We start from the raw sequence: 17631 nt of genomic DNA, 5'->3' as shown, positions 1-17631 counted from the left end.
CCCAGTTTATGGACAATCGCGACGACGGATATGTGGTAAATGGGCGGCAACACGACCTTATGCATCAGCCATGGAGAAGAAAATTATAAAGATAATGGTATTACTTCACAGTGCCGTGGGCGTGGACTGGCAATCGCCGCCGAAAGGCACGAGCCTGAAAACACTTGGTGAAGCCGAAGAACAGGGCTTCATACTGATCCGTGGCGAATTTCAGAAGCGCCAATTCCGCCTGACAAATCTAGGCTTTGAATATGTGGAGCGCGACAAGCGGCGTCTAGAAGCGCGCAGGCTTTGAACCCCACAACGTCAGGATGAATTTGGTCTAAGCGCAAAGGAGATGCTTCGCCAAGCGAGCGCAACGCGGCGGATGCCAGTTGCCGGACTCGCCTGTGCGAATTTATGCAATGAAATGACGGCTTGGTGTTAACAGTGATGACAAGTGATCTTGCAGTCACCGGTCAGACCAGAACTGGATCCTTCTTGAACATTCCCAATTGCACGATAACTGCCCTGCATCTGCGCAGTTTGTCGTTGCTATTGTCGACAGCATCATCGGACTTCCGGAGGGTACCGGGTTCTCTTGAAGCTGGCGAGGGTGGGGCATATCCAGATCAGCAAACTCTGATGAGCTGATTATCTTCCACGTTATCGCAACAAACTGCCTCTGAATATCGACGCTGACTAAAGCTCTTAGCGCTTGTCCGTGAAGCTCACTTACGTGGCGATCTACGTGTTTTCGTTCTATTTCCGCACTTTGGTGCTGCGCAAAATTGGGTGACGATCGTCACCCGATCCTGAAAGGATCAATCATGACAACCATTTCCTGTGAGGCGTTTAAAGACGCATACGTCAAGTCGGACGCATTTTGGTGCGCGAAATCCCCGCGTGGTGTTGAGGCATGATCGGATATCTGATCCTCGTTCACCGGTTTCCTGAACAGTTCAAGCGCCTCTTCAAAGCCATTTACGATCCAGCCAACAGCTATGTTGTCCATGTCGACAAGAATTCCGGTTTTGCGCTCGATGCCGAGATACGTGATTTTCTGCGCCCCTACCCCAATGCTGAGGTCATGGAAGGACGTGCAGCACTATGGGGAGGCTACAGTCTGGTCGATGCCGAGCTTCGCGGCATGGAACACCTCCTCGCAATGGATAGGAACTGGAGCCACTTCATCAATCTGAGCGGCCAAGACTTTCCGTTGAAAACCCAGGCCCAGATCAAGGCTTATCTGCGTAAGAACCCGAATTGCGAATATATCAAGGCTCAGGATCAGCAGAAATATCGTCCCGATACGATGCGCCGCATTGGTGAATTCGTCATCGAAAAAGGTGACCGGATCGAGCAGACATCAACCATGAGGGCGTTCCTCGCGGACGTCACGCCTTACATTGGTAATCAGTGGATCATCACCAGTCGGAAGTTCTGCTCATTCGTATGCAACGATGTGCGCGTCGAGCGGTACAAAGACTTTTACAAAAACACCTTCATCGCCGACGAAGGGTTTTTCCAGACCGTCATGATGAATACATCAGTGCACGGTGAGGTGATCAACGACGACCTGCGCATGATCGACTGGGTGCCGGACGGTGACATAAAATTGCGGCCAAGAACCTATCTGCGGGAGGATGCTGCTGCTTTGAAGGAAAGCCCCAACCTCTTCGCACGAAAATTCGACCAAAGCGTCGATTACGATATCCTGACGATACTGGAGCGGCATCTCGCAAAGCAAACGCTTATCCCAGACGGCCATCTTGAATTGATGCCGTCTACAGCTGCCTGATCTATCGTAACGAGGGTCGCAAACCCGTTTGTATTCGAGCGCGACCCTCTTTCACAATCCGCTTAGACTCATTGAGTCTAGACAGCATCAACGACCGTTTTTTGCGCGCCAAGCTTCATAGTTCTTTTGGTGTTCATCCCGAGTGCAGGGGTAAAGGCCGATGATGGGTTCTCCGGCTTTGACTTGCTCCATGACGAAATCCTCGAAACTCTCCATGCCAGCGCATTCGTCTACGAGTTCCTCCGCAAGATGCGCGGGAATGACCATGACGCCATCACGGTCACCAACCAGAACGTCGCCGGGAAAGACCGCGACGTCGCCGCAGGAAATGGGTACGTTGATGTCCATCGCCTCATGAAGCGTCAGGTTGGTGGGGGCGGAGGGCTTTGCGTAATAAGCGGGCATGTCGAGCGTGCCGATGCCCGCTGCATCCCGGAATCCGCCATCTGAGACAACGCCGGCAGCGCCCCGATAGGCGAGCCGGGTGATGAGGATGGAGCCCGCCGTTGCGGCTCGGGCGTCCTTGCGAGCATCCATTACCAACACATGACCGGGTGGGCAGGCTTCCATGGCAACCCGTTGCGGATGGTCGGGGTTGCGGAATATCGTGATCGGATTGCGGTCCTCACGCGCGGGAATGTAACGCAGGGTAAAAGCCTGACCGACCATGGTTTCGGCCTTCGGGGCAACGGGTACGACGCCTTGAATGAATTGGTTGCGCAAGCCTCGTTTGAAGAGTGCAGTGGCGATCGAGGCTGTCGAAATTTTCTTGTATTTGGCTCGGGTCGCGTCGCTGAGCACATAGTCGGTCATGGTGGCTCCTTTTGGTATGATGGTCGACTCAGTAAATATCCGGCTCGCCAACAGATTTGCCAAAACCGGTTTCGAGAAAATCAAAGTCGCAGCCTTGGTCAGCCTGCGTTACGTGGCGTGAGAACATCCAACCATAGCCACGCTGAAAGCGGGGTTCAGGTGCCTGCCATGCGGCTTTGCGGCGGGCCATCTCATCGGCGTCGACCAACATATCAAGGCTGCGATTAGGGAGATCGAGGCGGATGATGTCGCCGTTGCGGAGAAGAGACAGCGGGCCACCAACGAAGCTTTCGGGTGAAATGTGCAAGATGCAGGCACCGTAGCTGGTCCCCGACATGCGTGCATCCGAAATGCGCAACATATCACGATGGCCCTGTTTGATCAGCGCTTTTGGAATAGGCAACATGCCCCATTCCGGGAAACCTGGCCCGCCGAGCGGCCCGGCATTGCGCAGCACCAGAACGTGCTCCGGCGTGACATCGAGATTTTCGTCGTCTATCGCCTTCTTCATCTCGGGGTAGCTGTCGAAAACCATCGCTGGCCCCTGGTGCACATGGTATTTCGGGTCGCAGGCCGCAGGCTTCATCACGGCACCGTTCGGGCAGAGATTACCGCGCACCACTGCAAGCGAACCTTCATGATAGACCGGGTTCGTCAGCGGACGGATGACATCGTCATTATAAACTTTCGCACCCTCGAGGTTTTCGCCCATCGTGCGGCCAGTCACCGTCATCGCGGAGAGATCGAGCCTGTCTTCGATTTGCTTCATCAGAGCCCGCAGACCGCCCGCATAGAAAAAGTCTTCCATGAGGTAGTCCTTGCCGGACGGGCGAACATTGGCGATCAGCGGCGTGACCCGGCCGAGTTCGTCAAGATGGTCGAGGGTGAGATCGACGCCCGCGCGCCGGGCCATGGCAATCAAGTGCACCACGGCATTTGTGGAGCATCCGGTCGCCATGGCGACGACCGCCGCATTGCGGCAGGCAGCTTCCGTGATGATGCGATCAGGCGTCAGGTCTTCCCACACCATCTCGACGATTCGCCGACCGCAATCCGCACCCATGCGCTGGTGGTTCGCATCGACGGCGGGAATGGAGGACGCGCCGGGCAATGTCAGCCCCATGGCATCTGCAATTGCGGTCATGGTCGAGGCCGTTCCCATGGTCATGCATGTTCCTGCCGAACGGGCAATGCCGCCCTGAACGCCCAGCCATTCCTCGTCCGTGACGTTACCCGCCCGGCGTTCGTCCCAGTATTTCCAGGCATCCGAACCGGAGCCGAGAATCTTGCCGGCATAATTACCGCGCAGCATTGGACCGGCAGGAAGATAGATCATCGGAATACCGGCCGAAATCGCGCCCATGACGAGGCCGGGGGTGGTCTTGTCACAGCCACCCATCAGAACGACACCGTCCAACGGATGGGAGTGGATCATTTCCTCGGTCTCCATCGCCAGCATATTGCGGTAGAGCATGGACGTCGGCTTGGTGAAACTTTCGTCTACCGAAAGCGACGGCATCTGGACCGGAAAGCCGCCAGCCTGCAACACGCCGCGCTTTACGTCCTGCACCCGCTCCCTGAAGTGGGCATGACAGGTGTTGAGTTCGGACCAAGTGTCGAGAACGCCGATGATCGGCTTGTCACGAAAATCCTCCTCGCTATAGCCGAGCTGCATCATGCGCGAGCGGTGACCGAAGCTGCGCAGGTCGTCGGGTGCGAACCATCGTGCGCTTCGAAGCGTTTCAGTTGTCTTCCTGGTGGGGATGTCTGGCATTGCGATAACCTGTTGCGGGATAAACGGGGAAAGGTGGCGCTATTCTTTCATGCCCCACTTTTGGATGGTGTGGCGCTCGATCGTCTGGAAGATCAGGTTTTCAACAATCAGGCCGATGATGATAACGGTGAGCAGGCCGGCGAAGACAGCGGGAATATCGAGAAGATTACGGTTCTCGAAAATGAACCAGCCAAGACCGCCCTGTCCTGACGAAACGCCGAAGACGAGTTCGGCTGCGATCAACGTACGCCAGGCAAACGCCCAGCCAATCTTCAGACCTGTCAGAATGGAGGGAAAGGCTGCTGGCACAAGGATGCGCAGGACATAGGAAATGCCCGTCAGGCCGTAATTAGCACCGACCATGCGCAATGTCCGAGACACGCCCAGAAAGCCGGAATGCGTATTGAGCGCCACAGCCCACAATACGGAGTGGATCAGCACGAAGACGAGACTGGACGCGCCGAGGCCGAACCAGATGAGGGCGAGCGGCAGCAGTGAAATGGCTGGCAGCGGATTGAACATCGCCGTCATCGTTTCAAGAAAATCCGTGCCGATGCGGGTATTGATGGCGAGAATTGTCAGTAGAGCGGCCAGTACCGTGCCAATGGCATATCCCATGAACAATATCTGCAGAGTCGTCCCTATACGCGCTGGCAAGGTACCATCGATAAACCGGTCGATCAGCGTGGAAATCGTGTCGCTCAGGGTAGGAAAAAGCAGGGGGTTGTCGAGGTAGGAAGCGTAAATTTGCCAAATCGCGGCAAGGATCAGGATCAGCAACGTCTTGCGCAGAGCGCTGATCCCCCAAAGGGTTTCGAAAGCGCTCAGCTTTTGCTCGACCGGCTTGATGTTGTCATGCGGCTTAGAGGCGGCCACATCGGCGGCGAGAATGATGTTGGACGACAGCATGACTCTATTCCTTATGGCCGGGTTCGGATGAGAACAGGAGATTGTGAATGTCGCGCTCAAGTGTCGCAGCGCTGCCATCCTCATGGCTCACCTTGTCGACGTCGATCACCTCTGCCTTTACCCGTCCAGGGTGGGGTGACAGAAGCAGGATGCGGTTAGAGATTTTGATGGCCTCGGCAATCGAATGGGTAACAAAGATAACGGTGAATTTGGTGTCTTCCCAAAGCTGCAGCAACTCATCCTGCATTTGCCGACGGGTGAGCGCGTCGAGGGCGGCAAAAGGCTCGTCCATCAAAAGGATGTCAGGCTGCATGGCCATGCCGCGGGCAATCGCCACGCGCTGCTTCATCCCGCCGGACAGGGTGTGCGGATAGCTATCCACGGCCCGGGTCAGCTTCACCTTGTCGATGTAATGGCGCGCGACCTCCTCCGCCTCTGCCTTTGGCAGCTTGCGCGCGACCGACAGCGGGAACATGACGTTTTCGAGTACCGTCTTCCACGGCATCAACTGGTCGAACTCCTGAAAGACCATCATCCGGTCCGGCCCCGGTGCCTTTACTTGGCGGCCATTGATGTGGATCGTGCCGGCAGACGGCGTCATATACCCGCCAACAGCTTTCAGGAGTGTGGATTTCCCGCAGCCAGATGGCCCCAGCAGCACGAAACGATCGGATTCACGCACCGTGAAGCTGACATCTTCAGTCGCGGTGATCAGCAGATTCGGTGTCTTGTAACGCAGGGTCACCCGATCGACGGACAGAAGCGGCGCCTTTTCCGGTGACGGTGTAATGCGCGGGGTGGCGGCGACAGGGGCATCCAGCATAGAATTCACTCCTTTGAAGCAAGGCAGTGGAAAAGGAAAGCAACGGCGGCCAGCGCCGTTGCAGAGAAAACGGGCGTCAGTTGCCGTTCAGATAGGCGCTGTCGGGAAGGTAATAGTCCGTCCAAGCTGTCGGCATAGACTTCAGCGTGCCAATCTTGTGCAAATGTTCCGCAAATTTCATTGTGCCTTGCGGGTCTGTGCGCCACTCGTCCATGTTGGGTTCTTTGAGCATGGCCATAAGGTCATCCAGGCTGGTCTTGTCGCCCGAAACAGTCTTATAGGCTTCCAGCGCAGCCTTCGGATCTTTCTTAATGAAAGCGACGGCTTCCTCGGTTGCGGCCCGCAACGCCTTGACCAGTTTCGGATTGCCCTCGGCAAAGGCCGTTGTGGTAAAGAAGGTCGCCTGCGTCAGGGCACCGCCGAGAATTTCGCGGGAGTCCGTGACCTTGTGGACGCCGGGCTGCTTCAGTTCGACATACTGGAAGGGAGGTGCGGAGAAGTGGTTCTTCACCTCATGCTGCGAATTGGCGATGGCCGCGACAGCATCGGGATGGCCAAGCTGCACGGTGTTGGGATCGAATTTCTTGACCTGATCATCCCCGTAAAGTTTTGCCGCCGCCATCTGCAAAAGGATCGCCTGAGTGGAAATCCCGACGGTCGGCACCGCGATCTTGTCGCCTTGGTCGATGTCCTTCAGTGATTTGATGCGCGGATCGTTGGAAACCATGATCACGGGCTGTGCGGAACTGGTGATGATGCCCTTCACCTTGCCACGGGTACGGTCCCAAAGCAGCAGCAGGTTGCCGGTACCCGTATTGACGACATCGACATTGCCAGCCAGCAACGCATCGGTCTGAGCACCGCCACCGCTGAATGTGCGCCATTCGACAGTAACATCGGGCAAGCCATCGGCTGCCGCTTCTTTTTCGATCAGCTTCTGTGTCTCCATCACATGGCTGGCAAGATAAAGAATACCCGGTTGGCGGGTGATCGAAAGTTTGGTTTTTTCCTGAGCCAAGCCTGGACTGGCAAGCCCGAGGGCAAGAGCGATTGCGGCTACGCCGCCGATGAACAGTCGCATGTTATCCTCCCTGATTGCAGGCCCTCCCGGCCTACCTCGCACTCATAAGAATGCTGATTTCTTATTAAAGCACTAAAACATCAGTGCATCAACCCGCTATTTGTGATTTGGTGATTGGCAGAAAAATGTGTGAGGCGTGACATGACGAGAAGTGGACAACTGGACCGGTCGCGGCAGGTTGCGTTGCAAGTACACGAGATCCTGCATGAGCGGATCATCAAGGTCGAGCTCGTGCCGGGAACGGTGCTTTCTCGCGCCTCGCTCCAGCTGGAATTTGGCATCAGCCAGACACCGGTTCGCGATGCTCTTATGCGCCTTCAGGAGGAAGGTCTTGTCGATGTGTATCCGCAATATGCGACGGTGGTCGCCAAAATAGATATCGACCACGCCATGCAAGCGCAGTTCCAGCGGCTGTCAATCGAACTGGAAGCCGTGCGGCGGTTGACAACCGATGCTCCGGAAAAGACCGCCTCGGAGCTTGGGGTATTGCTTACCCGCCAAAAAGCCGTCGCTTCACCGGATACCTACGATATCTTTGATAGCATCGACCGCGATTTCCATCGTAGGCTTTACGAGATGGCAGGTATCACCCAACTTTGGGCCAATGTTCGTCGCCAGAGCGTCCATATCGATCGTCTGCGCCGCCTCAACTTGCCGATGCCCGGCAAATTGCAGACGGTGATTGCCGATCACGAGGCCATAGTCTCAGCAATCGCTTCCGGAAATCCGGAAGCGGCGACATCAGCGTTGCGGAACCACTTGTCAGGCACTCTGTCGATCATTGATCTGATTAGTGCGGAGTTTCCGAATTATATCCGTTAGGTGCACGAAAGTCTGCGCTAATGACGTTTCGAAGCCATTGCATATGGAGCGCCATTCATTTCGAACCGTGATCTGGTCGAACGAACAAACGGACCGCTGATGGCGGCATCATGTGGTGGTTGTCGAAACAACAAGGACGGACGAATTGTCGTCACCATCCAGCGCCAACACGTCACCCGAATCAAGGACCACGCAATCGTTAGGTGCAAGATGTTGAAGCCCGTCCTTCGTGCATGCATCAAGAGCGAATACCACTGTGGTACCCGTGACGGATGCTTCCACTAACCCCGATGCCTGACGTCGGACATGGCATACCGCCCTGCCGCGACGGACCATGATGTTGAGATCGGTGATCGGTCCGTCCAGCAGCGTGGCAAAGGTCGGCGTATCTGCCGCAAAGCGATGTGGCTCGGAGTTTTGCCGCAGTTCGACAGGGTCTGATCCATCCACGAAAAGCGTGATGCCCTCACCGCTGAGGACGACCAGCGTCCGGTCGATATTTTCAAATGTCGAAAAGGCCCCGTCCTCGACAACAGAGGCCATGCTGATGCGCCAGTCAAAGGTGTCGATGGACGCATCCGGCGGAAAAACGGCGATCTCCACCGTCTCTCCCTTGCCGTTTTTCCACGGCATGCGCTTGTAATCACCAGCACGCAGAATTTTCATCGTTGATCAGTTTCCCAGAATGCCGGGCAGACGCAGGCCCTTTCCCTTGGCGCACTCCAAGGCGGCGTCATAGCCCGCATCGGCATGGCGCATGACGCCAGTTGCCGGGTCATTCCAGAGCACCCGCTCCAGACGGCGCGCCGCATCGTCGGTGCCATCGGCGCAGATGACAACACCAGAATGCTGGGAAAAGCCCATACCGACGCCGCCACCGTGATGCAGCGAGACCCAGGTTGCACCCGACGCGGTGTTCAAAAGCGCGTTGAGCAACGGCCAGTCGGACACGGCATCCGAGCCGTCCTTCATCGCTTCCGTCTCGCGGTTGGGTGAGGCGACGGAGCCCGAATCCAGATGATCACGGCCGATGACAACAGGGGCGGAGAGTTCACCGGTTCTGACCATCTCGTTGAAGGCCAGACCAAGGCGGTGACGATCCCCCAAACCGACCCAGCATATGCGTGCTGGCAGACCCTGAAACGCGATGCGCTCAGCCGCCATGTCCAGCCAGTTGTGCAGGTGCTTGTTGCCGGGCGTCAGTTCCTTGACCTTGGCATCGGTCTTGCGAATATCTTCCGGATCTCCCGAAAGTGCTGCCCAACGGAACGGGCCGATACCACGGCAAAACAGCGGACGGATATAGGCGGGAACGAAGCCCGGAAAGGCAAATGCATTTTCAAGGCCCTCATCCTTGGCAATCTGGCGGATGTTGTTGCCGTAATCGAAGGTAGGGATGCCCATGTCCTGAAAAGCGATCATCGCTTCGACATGCTCGCGCATCGAGGCACGGGCCGCTTTCTCGACAGCTCTCGGATCGCTTTCACGCTTCTCCTTCCACTCAGCCATCGTCCAGCCCTTCGGCAGGTAGCCGTTGATTGGGTCATGGGCGGAGGTCTGGTCGGTGACCATATCCGGGCGAATGCCGCGACGGACCATTTCCGGCAGGAGTTCAGCGCAATTTCCGAGAAGACCGACAGACTTGGCTTCTCCGGCAGCAGTCCAGCGCTCGATCATTTCCATGGCTTCATCGAGCGTTTCGGCGCGGGCATCCACATAGCGGGTGCGCAGGCGGAAATCGATGGAATCAGGATTGCACTCGATGGCAAGGCAGCACGCACCGGCCATGACGGCGGCCAGCGGCTGGGCACCACCCATGCCACCGAGGCCGCCGGTCAGCACCCACTTGCCCGTGAGATCGCCGCCATAATGCTGGCGACCGGCTTCGATAAAGGTCTCATAGGTTCCCTGCACGATGCCCTGGCTGCCAATGTAAATCCACGAACCTGCGGTCATCTGGCCGTACATGGCCAGACCTTTTTTATCGAGCTCGTTGAAATGATCCCAGGTTGCCCAATGCGGCACGAGGTTGGAATTGGCAATGAGAACGCGCGGAGCATCCTTATGGGTGCGAAACACGCCGACCGGCTTGCCGGACTGGACCATCAGCGTCTCGTCTTCGTTGAGATCGCGCAGCGTTGCGACGATCTGGTCGAAGTCCGCCCATGTGCGGGCAGCACGCCCAATGCCGCCATAGACAACCAGCTCATGCGGATTTTCGGCCACTTCGGGATCGAGATTGTTCATTAGCATACGCAAAGGCGCTTCGGTCATCCAGGATTTTGCGGTCAACTCGGTGCCACGGGCGGCACGGACATCGCGAATATTGTGACGAGGATTGGTCATCTGGTTCCCCTTGCTTGTTTTGAAAACGTCAGCGCACAAGCTTCGATGCGCGTGAGAATTTCCTTGAGATGGATACGAAGTTTGTCGGCCTTGGCTTCGTCGTAATCGAAGGGCGGCATTTCCGCCTTCAAGTGCGTCACCTGCGCCAGTTCCATCTGGATCGCGTGAACGCCGGCTTCCGGCCTGCCATAATGACGTGTCGTCCAGCCGCCCTTGAAACGACCGTTGAGGATGCTGGTATAGCCTCCCGCCTTCGTAGCAACATCGAATGTTGCCGCTTCGATTGCCGGATGACAGGTCATGCCCATATCCGTGCCGATGTTGAAATCGGGCAATCTGCCGTCGAACAGAAACGGAATGTGCGAGCGAATGGAGTGGCAATCATAGAGCACAGCAACCCCGTGGATTGCCTTCACACGCTCGATCTCGGCGGCGAGTGCTGCGTGATAAGGCGCGTGGAACGCGACACGCCGGGCTGCGATATCGGCCTCGGTCGGCTCCTCGCCATACTTCCAGATCGCGGCACCATCGAAATCGGTGTCGGGCACAAGGCCGGTGGTGTTCTGGCCGGGATAGAGGCTTGCCCCTTCGGGATCGCGATTGGCATCGATGACATAACGATGGAACGTGGCGCGAACGGTCGTCACGTCAGGCAACAACCCATCGTAGAGATGATGAATATGCCAGTCGGTATCGGCAAGCATACGGCCGTTGTCGTTCAGCCGGTCCCATATCGCAGACGGAACGTCGGTTCCGGTGTGCGGAAAGCCGAGAATGACGGGCGATGACCCCTGTTTGACGTCAAAGACACTCATTCACGCCTCCAGAACCGGAAGGATGCCAGCGGAAACCGCAGCATTCAAAGCACCGGTGGCGATCAGATCGCTTGCCACCTTGAGGTCGTCAGCCATGTAACGATCGACCTCCAATGTGGGCACGACGTTGCGGATTGCAGCGATGGCATTGGTCAGCTCCGGACTGCTGACGAGCGGTGCGCGGAAGTCGATGCCCTGAGCCGCGGTTAGCGCCTCTATGCCGATGATGGAGAAGAGATTGTCGGTCATCTGCAACAGGCGACGCGCACCATGGCAGGCCATGGAGACATGGTCTTCTTGGTTAGCCGAAGTGGGCGTCGAATCGACGGAAGCCGGGTGCGACATCTGTTTGTTTTCCGACATCAGCGCGGCAGAAGTGACCTCGGCGATCATCAGGCCGGAGTTGAGGCCCGGTGTTTTGGCGAGAAACGCCGGCAGGCCGTAGCTGAGCGCCGGATCGACCAGCAGAGCGATGCGGCGCTGCGCAATCGCACCGATTTCACACACGGCGAGCGCAATCTGGTCGGCGGCGAAAGCCACCGGCTCGGCGTGAAAGTTGCCGCCGGACACCACAGAATTATCCGACAGCACCAGCGGGTTGTCCGTCACCGCATTGGCTTCGATTTCAAGCGTGCGGGCAACGGAGCGCAAAAGATCGAGGCAGGCACCATCGACCTGCGGCTGGCAACGGATGCAATATGGATCCTGAACGCGCTCATCACCTTCGATATGGCTTTCGCGAATGACCGAACCCTTGAGCAGATCCCGCAAGGCCGCAGCGGCATCAATCTGGCCTTTATGGCCACGCAGCGTGTGGATATCAGGGTGAAAGGGTGCAGACGAGCCCATCGCGGCATCGGTGGACAGCGCCCCGGTGATCAGAGCCGATTGTGCTGCACGGTGGGCGCGGAACAGTCCGGCCAGCGCCAGCGCCGTAGACACCTGTGTGCCGTTGATGAGTGCCAACCCTTCCTTCGCGGCCAGAACCACCGGTGTGAGACCGGCGCGCTCCAGTGCGATGCGGCCGTTCAACCGCCCACCGTTGAACAATGCTTCACCTTCACCCATCATAACAGCAGCCATATGGGCAAGTGGAGCCAGATCGCCGGATGCGCCAACGGAGCCTTTTTCCGGGATGACCGGGATAACGCCCTTTTCGAGCATGGCTTCGATCAGTCGCACCAGTTCAAGCCTTGTGCCGGATGCGCCGCGTCCAAGCGAGATCAGCTTCAGCGCCATGATCAGGCGCACGATGTTGTCCGCCAGCGGCTGACCGACGCCGCAGCAATGGGACAGAATGAGATTACGCTGCAGCGTGGCGACATCGGCAGCATCGATCCTGATGCTCGCCAGCTTGCCGAAACCGGTATTGATGCCGTAAACCGGCGCATTCCCGGCGGCGATCTCGGCAATGCGAGCGGCCGCCTTCTCGATACCCTTGTCGAAAACGGAATCGAGCCGGGCCGGTTCGCCGGTCCAGTAAATCACTTCCAGATCCTTCAGGGAAACCTGGCCGGGCTTGAGGGTGATGGTCATCGATCTATTCTCTTTCCCTTGAAGACATGTGTGAACAGCGGATTGAAGCCGATGCGGTAGACAAGCTCGGCCGGGCTTTCGATTGACCAGACGGCGAAATCCGCAGATTTGCCGACCTCGATCGTGCCGGTCTCTTCCAACAGGCCGAGCGCGCGTGCCGCCTCGCGTGTCGCACCGGCCAGGCATTCCTCGACGGTGAGACGAAACAGCGTGGCGGCCATGTTCATCGTCAACAGAAGCGAGGTGAGCGGCGACGTGCCGGGGTTGCTGTCGGTGGCAATCGCGATGTGTGTTCCAGCGGCACGAAGCGCTGCGACCGGGGGCTTGCGTGTTTCGTTGATGGCGTAAAAGGCACCCGGAAGCAGCACGGCAACCGTTCCGGCCGCCGCCATGGCGCGCGCGTCATCGTCATCGAGATATTCGAGATGGTCCGCCGAAAGCGCACCATAGGAGGCCGCGAGCTTGGCACCGCCGAGATCCGAAAGCTGTTCCGCATGCAACTTCACGGGAATGCCCAGTGCCTTGGCAACATCGAACACACGGGCAATCTCGTCCAATGAGAAGGCGATTCCTTCACAAAATCCGTCGACGGCATCGATCAGCCCTTCAGCATGGCCCTGCCGCAAACCCGGCAGAACCACGTCTTCGATGTAATCGCCATTGCGGCCTTTGTATTCGACCGGCACCGCATGGGCGGCCAGATAGGAAGTGACGACGCGGACCGGGCGGATCGTTTCTAGCGCGCGCGCAGCCTTCAGCATGCGCAGTTCACCATCGATATTGAGGCTGTAACCGGACTTGATCTCGATGGTCGTCACGCCTTCCGCAAGGAGAGTATCGAGCCGGGGCAATGTGGCTTCGACCAGTTCTTCCACCGAAAGCGCATTGGTTGCCTTGACGGAAGAGACGATACCGCCACCGGCGCGTGCCACCTCTTCATAGGTTGCCCCTTCCAGACGCATTTCGAATTCGCGCGCACGATTGCCGCCATAGACAAGGTGGGTGTGGCAATCGATCAAACCGGGTGTGAGCCATCGTCCGCCGAGATCGTGCACATGAGCGCCCTGCGCCATATCGACCGGCACGGAATGGGCTTCGCCAACCCAGGTGATGCGGCCGCCTTGGACAAGGACAGCGCCATTTTCGATGGTGCCGAGACCTGTTTTCATCGCATCGAAGGTCGCGATGCGCGCATTGAGCCAGAGGCTTGGCGACACATCGGCGTGACTGGTTTTCGAAAAAATATCTCCCGACATCAGATTTACGCCTTTCCTTTGGTAATAACATGTCTATACATATTAAATATCTTGGCAAGACAAAAAATCGAGATCACCCCCGATGACGGTCTCGATGTCAGGCAATCGGAAGAGGGTTTGATGAACGCGATCCATGCAAAATCCGCGCTGCTGACCACGGGTTGGGCGCGTGACGTGCGGCTTGAAATCGAGGGTGGGCTGATCTGTTCATTGACGGTCGGCACGCAGCCACAGCCGGGTGACGAGCGGACATCTGTGTTGGTGCCGGCCATGCCGAACCTTCACAGCCACGCCTTTCAGCGCGCCATGGCCGGCCTTGCCGAAATTCGCGGACCGGCCGATGACAGCTTCTGGAGCTGGCGCACGGTCATGTACCGTTTTGCTTTGTCCATGACACCCGATCATGTAGAGGCAGTGGCCGCGCAGCTGTATATGGAAATGCTCGAAGCTGGGTATTGTCGCGTCGGCGAATTCCATTATCTGCACAATGATAAGGATGGCGCTCACTACGCCAATATCGCCGAGATGGCGGAGCGGATCGGTGCCGCCAGTACTGCCACCGGCATCGGGCTGACATTGCTGCCGGTGTTCTATGCTCATTCGGGCTTCGGTGGCCAGCCGCCCATCGATGGCCAACGGCGGTTCATTCATTCCGTCGAAAGCTATGGACGGGTGATGGAGGGTGCCGCAAAGGTCTTGGCAGACCTGCCCGGCGGTGTTCTCGGCATAGCGCCGCACAGCCTGCGCGCAGTGACCGACCAACAGCTGGATGAGATCCTGCCGCTGGCAGCGGGTGGCCCGGTTCATATTCACGTGGCGGAGCAGGTGAAGGAGGTCGAGGACTGTGTTGCCTGGTCCGGCGCAAGGCCTGTGGAATGGCTTTTAGACCACGCTCCGGTCGATGACCGCTGGTGCCTGATACACGCAACCCACATGACCGAAGACGAGACCCGACGGATGGCGCAAAGCGGTGCCGTTGCTGGCCTTTGCCCCATTACGGAGGCCAATCTCGGCGACGGCGTCTTTCCGGCACCATCTTTCCTCGCAGAAGGTGGCCGGTACGGCATCGGTTCGGATTCCAATATCCTGACATCGGTGGCGCAAGAGTTGCGGATGCTGGAATATTCGCAGCGGCTGGCGCTGCGTGCACGCAATGTCGTGGCCGATGCGGGTGGCTCCACCGGGCGCAAATTGTTTGAACAGGCGCGATTGGGCGGCAATGCAGCACTTCAGGCAAAGTCCGGGCTGATCGAAGGGGGCGGTGCCGATATCGTGTCGCTCGACACAAGCGCCGTGCCTTACCTTTCCGAGGACCAGCTGCTCGACCACTGGATTTTTGCCGGTGGCGTCGCCGTGGATGCCGTCTGGTCTGCAGGGCGCAAACAGGTACAGGCGGGTCGGCATATCCATCGCGCCGAAATTTCTGGCCGGTTTAACGCGGCGATGGCCGATCTTCTGACGCGCTGATATTTTGTTTCTGTTTGTCCTTGTACCGGGTTACACCACGCCTTGAATTTTCACCGAGAGCGACAATCAGTGACGGAAAAGACAGGCAAGGACGAAACCTTGCACCAGCGCATATTGAACGACATTGAAAGCCGCATCATGTCCGGCGAATGGCAACCCGGCCACCGCCTGCCATTCGAGGTGGACATGGCGGCGTCCTATTCGTGTTCCCGCATGACCGTCAACAAGGTCATGAGCCAACTGGCCAAAGCAGGGCTGATCGAGCGGCGAAAAAAATCCGGCAGTTTCGTTACACAACCCCGTGCGCAATCGGCCATTCTCGATATCCATGATATCAAGGAAGAGGTCAGCTCCCTACACCTCGCCTATCGATACAAGGTGCTCTCGCTCAGGAAGAGACAGGCGAGCGCGGAAGATATTCGTCGTCTCACACTTTCCACACCGCATGCGGTGATTGAGGTGGCATGCCTGCACTACGCCAGTGAAAAGCCCTTTTGCCTGGAGGAGCGCCTCATCAGTCTCGCGGTTGTTCCACAAGCCGCAGACTTCGATTTCAAAAGCCTTGCGCCCGGCCCTTGGCTCTTGTCGCAAATCCCCTGGACGACCGCTGAACATCGCATTCAGGCGATCACCGCAGGGCCGAAAGAGACGAAGAACCTCGATATCGCTCCACGAGATGCGTGTCTCCTGATCGAGCGCCTGACATGGGGGCCTAACGGCCCTGTAACCTATGTTCAGCTGACATATCCCGGCAACCGCCACGTGGTCACCGCGCAATTTAAGCCTGGCGGCTGATCATATCGCCAACGCGGCTTTCGATGGAAAGATGGAAAGAATCCGCCGCTATCTGCAAGCTGACACGCCATTAAAAGCTCACCAAGCTTGCACCTCTAAAAGTTGCCAATCGTAAATATTATTGTAAAAGTTGTATTTTCATTGTTGCAAGCTGCGTTCACTTGGCATAATTATCTCTGCAGATGCTCTTTATTTCGGGTGATGACGAGGCATCGCGACTTGAAACAGCGATTACATACGGGTTGAGCAGACCAGTGCAACGATACAAAAACGGGCCTCCGTCTCTTCTCAAAAACCGAAGAATTGATCGAGGCAAAAAGCCAAATTAATTAGTTCTAAACTACAATCATCTAATCAAACGACTGGCAGTAAATCAACCCGGTCGCCATGATGGTGCACCCACCTGTCATGTATCAAAACTCCGAACAATCTGGCCTTTTTACAGGGTTTGCGACCGTTTTTTACGGCCATGACTCGGCGGGTCTGTGTGTTCAAACCAATAGCCCGACTGTGAGGACAGATGTTTCTAAAGCATGCGAGCATTCGCACAAAAATACTGGTTTTGATTATCCCTCTGTGCGTCGTTGGACTGGGCGCAACGGCTTTTATATCAAGCAGCTATAAGTCTGGGGATACCAACTATTCCAACTTCATCAAGGGCGACAACGCAGCGAGCCTTGAATTGGCTCGCGCAAACCGAAATCTTGTCGCAATTGCTTATGGTGCCTATCAAGCATTAACTTACCCAGCAAGCGACCCAAGATTTAAAACTGCTGTTGAATTCTACAACGACAGCAAAGCCAAGTTGGTAAGGCGCTTACAAAACGCCAAGGATGCGCTTCCACGTGAAGCAGCGAAAATCGAAGCTCTAACTGTGAGAGCAAAAGACATCATAGTGCTAACAGATCAGGCTGTTCAGTTTGGACAGGCAGATCAGGACGAACAGGCGACAGCGACGCTGGCTAAGGCAGACGCACTGATCCTGCCAATGGCAAACGACACAGCTGCCTTTCTTGACCAACTGACGAAAGACGTTGTTCTTCAAAGTGATGGCCTCACGGAGCAGACAGACTCCACCATTCTCATGTCTCTTCTGGTCGTTGGCATCACCTTCGCACTCGGTATCATCGCGGCTCTGATCGTTGCGGCCAAGGGCATCACCACACCCATCGCGAACCTGCGTGAACGCATGATGACGCTGGCACAGGGCCAGACGGCAGCACCCGTCGATGGGCAGGATCGTAGGGACGAAGTCGGCCAGATGGCGCAGGCCGTTTCCATCTTCCGCGATAACGCTCTCGAGAAAATCCGTCTCGAACAGGAAACCGAAGCAAACCGCAGCGTGTCCGAAAAGGAACGCATCGAGCGTGAAGCACAGAAGACCAGGGATGCGGCGGATACCCAGTTTGCCGTC

At 57.0% G+C, this 17631-nt stretch carries 16 protein-coding genes; 6 read left to right on the top strand and 10 right to left on the bottom strand.

Going from position 1 to position 17631, the window contains the following annotated elements; genetic code table 11:
- The first annotated feature begins 70 nt into the window (after nucleotides 1-70).
- Entirely contained in the window at nucleotides 71-295 is a 225-nt protein-coding gene (locus DSM25558_RS12770) for a hypothetical protein (RefSeq protein WP_244554183.1), read from the top strand.
- Nucleotides 296-898: 603 nt separating this feature from the next.
- Nucleotides 899-1780, top strand: a complete 882-nt coding sequence (locus DSM25558_RS12765; RefSeq protein ID WP_077105148.1) for a beta-1,6-N-acetylglucosaminyltransferase — start codon at nucleotides 899-901, stop codon at nucleotides 1778-1780.
- An 87-nt stretch (nucleotides 1781-1867) separates the two neighbouring features.
- Here DSM25558_RS12765 and DSM25558_RS12760 read toward each other — a convergent pair whose 3' ends face one another.
- From DSM25558_RS12760 to DSM25558_RS12740, 5 genes are all read right to left on the bottom strand, one after another.
- On the bottom strand, nucleotides 1868-2593 hold the full coding sequence (locus DSM25558_RS12760) for a ribonuclease activity regulator RraA (RefSeq protein WP_077105147.1): 726 nt from the start codon (nucleotides 2591-2593) through the stop codon (nucleotides 1868-1870).
- Nucleotides 2594-2621: 28 nt separating this feature from the next.
- Entirely contained in the window at nucleotides 2622-4367 is a 1746-nt protein-coding gene (gene araD / locus DSM25558_RS12755) for an L-arabinonate dehydratase (protein WP_077105146.1), read from the bottom strand.
- 39 nt (nucleotides 4368-4406) lie between these two features.
- Entirely contained in the window at nucleotides 4407-5276 is an 870-nt protein-coding gene (locus tag DSM25558_RS12750) for an ABC transporter permease (protein ID WP_077105145.1), read from the bottom strand.
- Nucleotides 5277-5280: 4 nt separating this feature from the next.
- Complete coding sequence (locus DSM25558_RS12745) at nucleotides 5281-6099, bottom strand: ABC transporter ATP-binding protein (RefSeq protein WP_077105144.1); 819 nt, start codon at nucleotides 6097-6099, stop codon at nucleotides 5281-5283.
- Between the two features lie 76 nt (nucleotides 6100-6175).
- Nucleotides 6176-7180: an ABC transporter substrate-binding protein gene (locus DSM25558_RS12740; protein WP_077105143.1), complete on the bottom strand. Its 1005-nt coding sequence runs from the start codon at nucleotides 7178-7180 to the stop codon at nucleotides 6176-6178.
- Between the two features lie 141 nt (nucleotides 7181-7321).
- Here DSM25558_RS12740 and DSM25558_RS12735 point away from each other — a divergent pair, with 141 nt between their 5' ends.
- Nucleotides 7322-8002 carry a GntR family transcriptional regulator gene (locus DSM25558_RS12735; protein WP_077105142.1) on the top strand — a complete coding sequence of 227 codons (681 nt, stop codon included), beginning with the start codon at nucleotides 7322-7324 and terminating at the stop codon, nucleotides 8000-8002.
- Between the two features lie 108 nt (nucleotides 8003-8110).
- Here the strand turns inward: DSM25558_RS12735 and DSM25558_RS12730 are convergent, their stop codons facing one another.
- Genes DSM25558_RS12730 through hutI form a run of 5 tightly spaced genes read right to left on the bottom strand, consistent with a single transcriptional unit; the run spans nucleotide 8111 to nucleotide 13955 of the window.
- Nucleotides 8111-8668 carry a HutD/Ves family protein gene (locus DSM25558_RS12730; RefSeq protein WP_077105141.1) on the bottom strand — a complete coding sequence of 186 codons (558 nt, stop codon included), beginning with the start codon at nucleotides 8666-8668 and terminating at the stop codon, nucleotides 8111-8113.
- Between the two features lie 6 nt (nucleotides 8669-8674).
- Nucleotides 8675-10348: a urocanate hydratase gene (hutU, locus tag DSM25558_RS12725; RefSeq protein WP_077105140.1), complete on the bottom strand. Its 1674-nt coding sequence runs from the start codon at nucleotides 10346-10348 to the stop codon at nucleotides 8675-8677.
- A complete protein-coding gene (gene hutG, locus DSM25558_RS12720; protein WP_077105139.1) occupies nucleotides 10345-11163 on the bottom strand; it encodes an N-formylglutamate deformylase in 819 nt (272 codons plus the stop codon). Before hutG ends, hutU begins: the two co-directional genes overlap by 4 nt.
- Entirely contained in the window at nucleotides 11164-12699 is a 1536-nt protein-coding gene (hutH, locus tag DSM25558_RS12715; RefSeq protein WP_077105138.1) for a histidine ammonia-lyase, read from the bottom strand.
- Entirely contained in the window at nucleotides 12696-13955 is a 1260-nt protein-coding gene (hutI, locus tag DSM25558_RS12710) for an imidazolonepropionase (RefSeq protein WP_077105137.1), read from the bottom strand. The genes hutH and hutI overlap by 4 nt, the downstream gene beginning before the upstream one ends.
- Nucleotides 13956-14075: 120 nt before the next feature.
- On the opposite strand from hutI, the gene DSM25558_RS12705 reads away from it, so the two are divergent.
- The 3 genes from DSM25558_RS12705 to DSM25558_RS29715 form a co-directional block, all read left to right on the top strand.
- On the top strand, nucleotides 14076-15422 hold the full coding sequence (locus tag DSM25558_RS12705) for a formimidoylglutamate deiminase (protein ID WP_077105136.1): 1347 nt from the start codon (nucleotides 14076-14078) through the stop codon (nucleotides 15420-15422).
- 69 nt (nucleotides 15423-15491) lie between these two features.
- Entirely contained in the window at nucleotides 15492-16217 is a 726-nt protein-coding gene (hutC, locus tag DSM25558_RS12700; protein ID WP_077105135.1) for a histidine utilization repressor, read from the top strand.
- A gap of 520 nt (nucleotides 16218-16737) precedes the next feature.
- Nucleotides 16738-17631 (top strand): HAMP domain-containing protein (locus tag DSM25558_RS29715; RefSeq protein ID WP_143240097.1); only part of this gene is annotated, 894 nt, incomplete at its 3' end.

This window comes from Agrobacterium sp. DSM 25558 (assembly GCF_900100825.1).
Classification (GTDB): domain Bacteria; phylum Pseudomonadota; class Alphaproteobacteria; order Rhizobiales; family Rhizobiaceae; genus Agrobacterium.
This window is presented reverse-complemented; position numbering and strand designations above follow the sequence as displayed.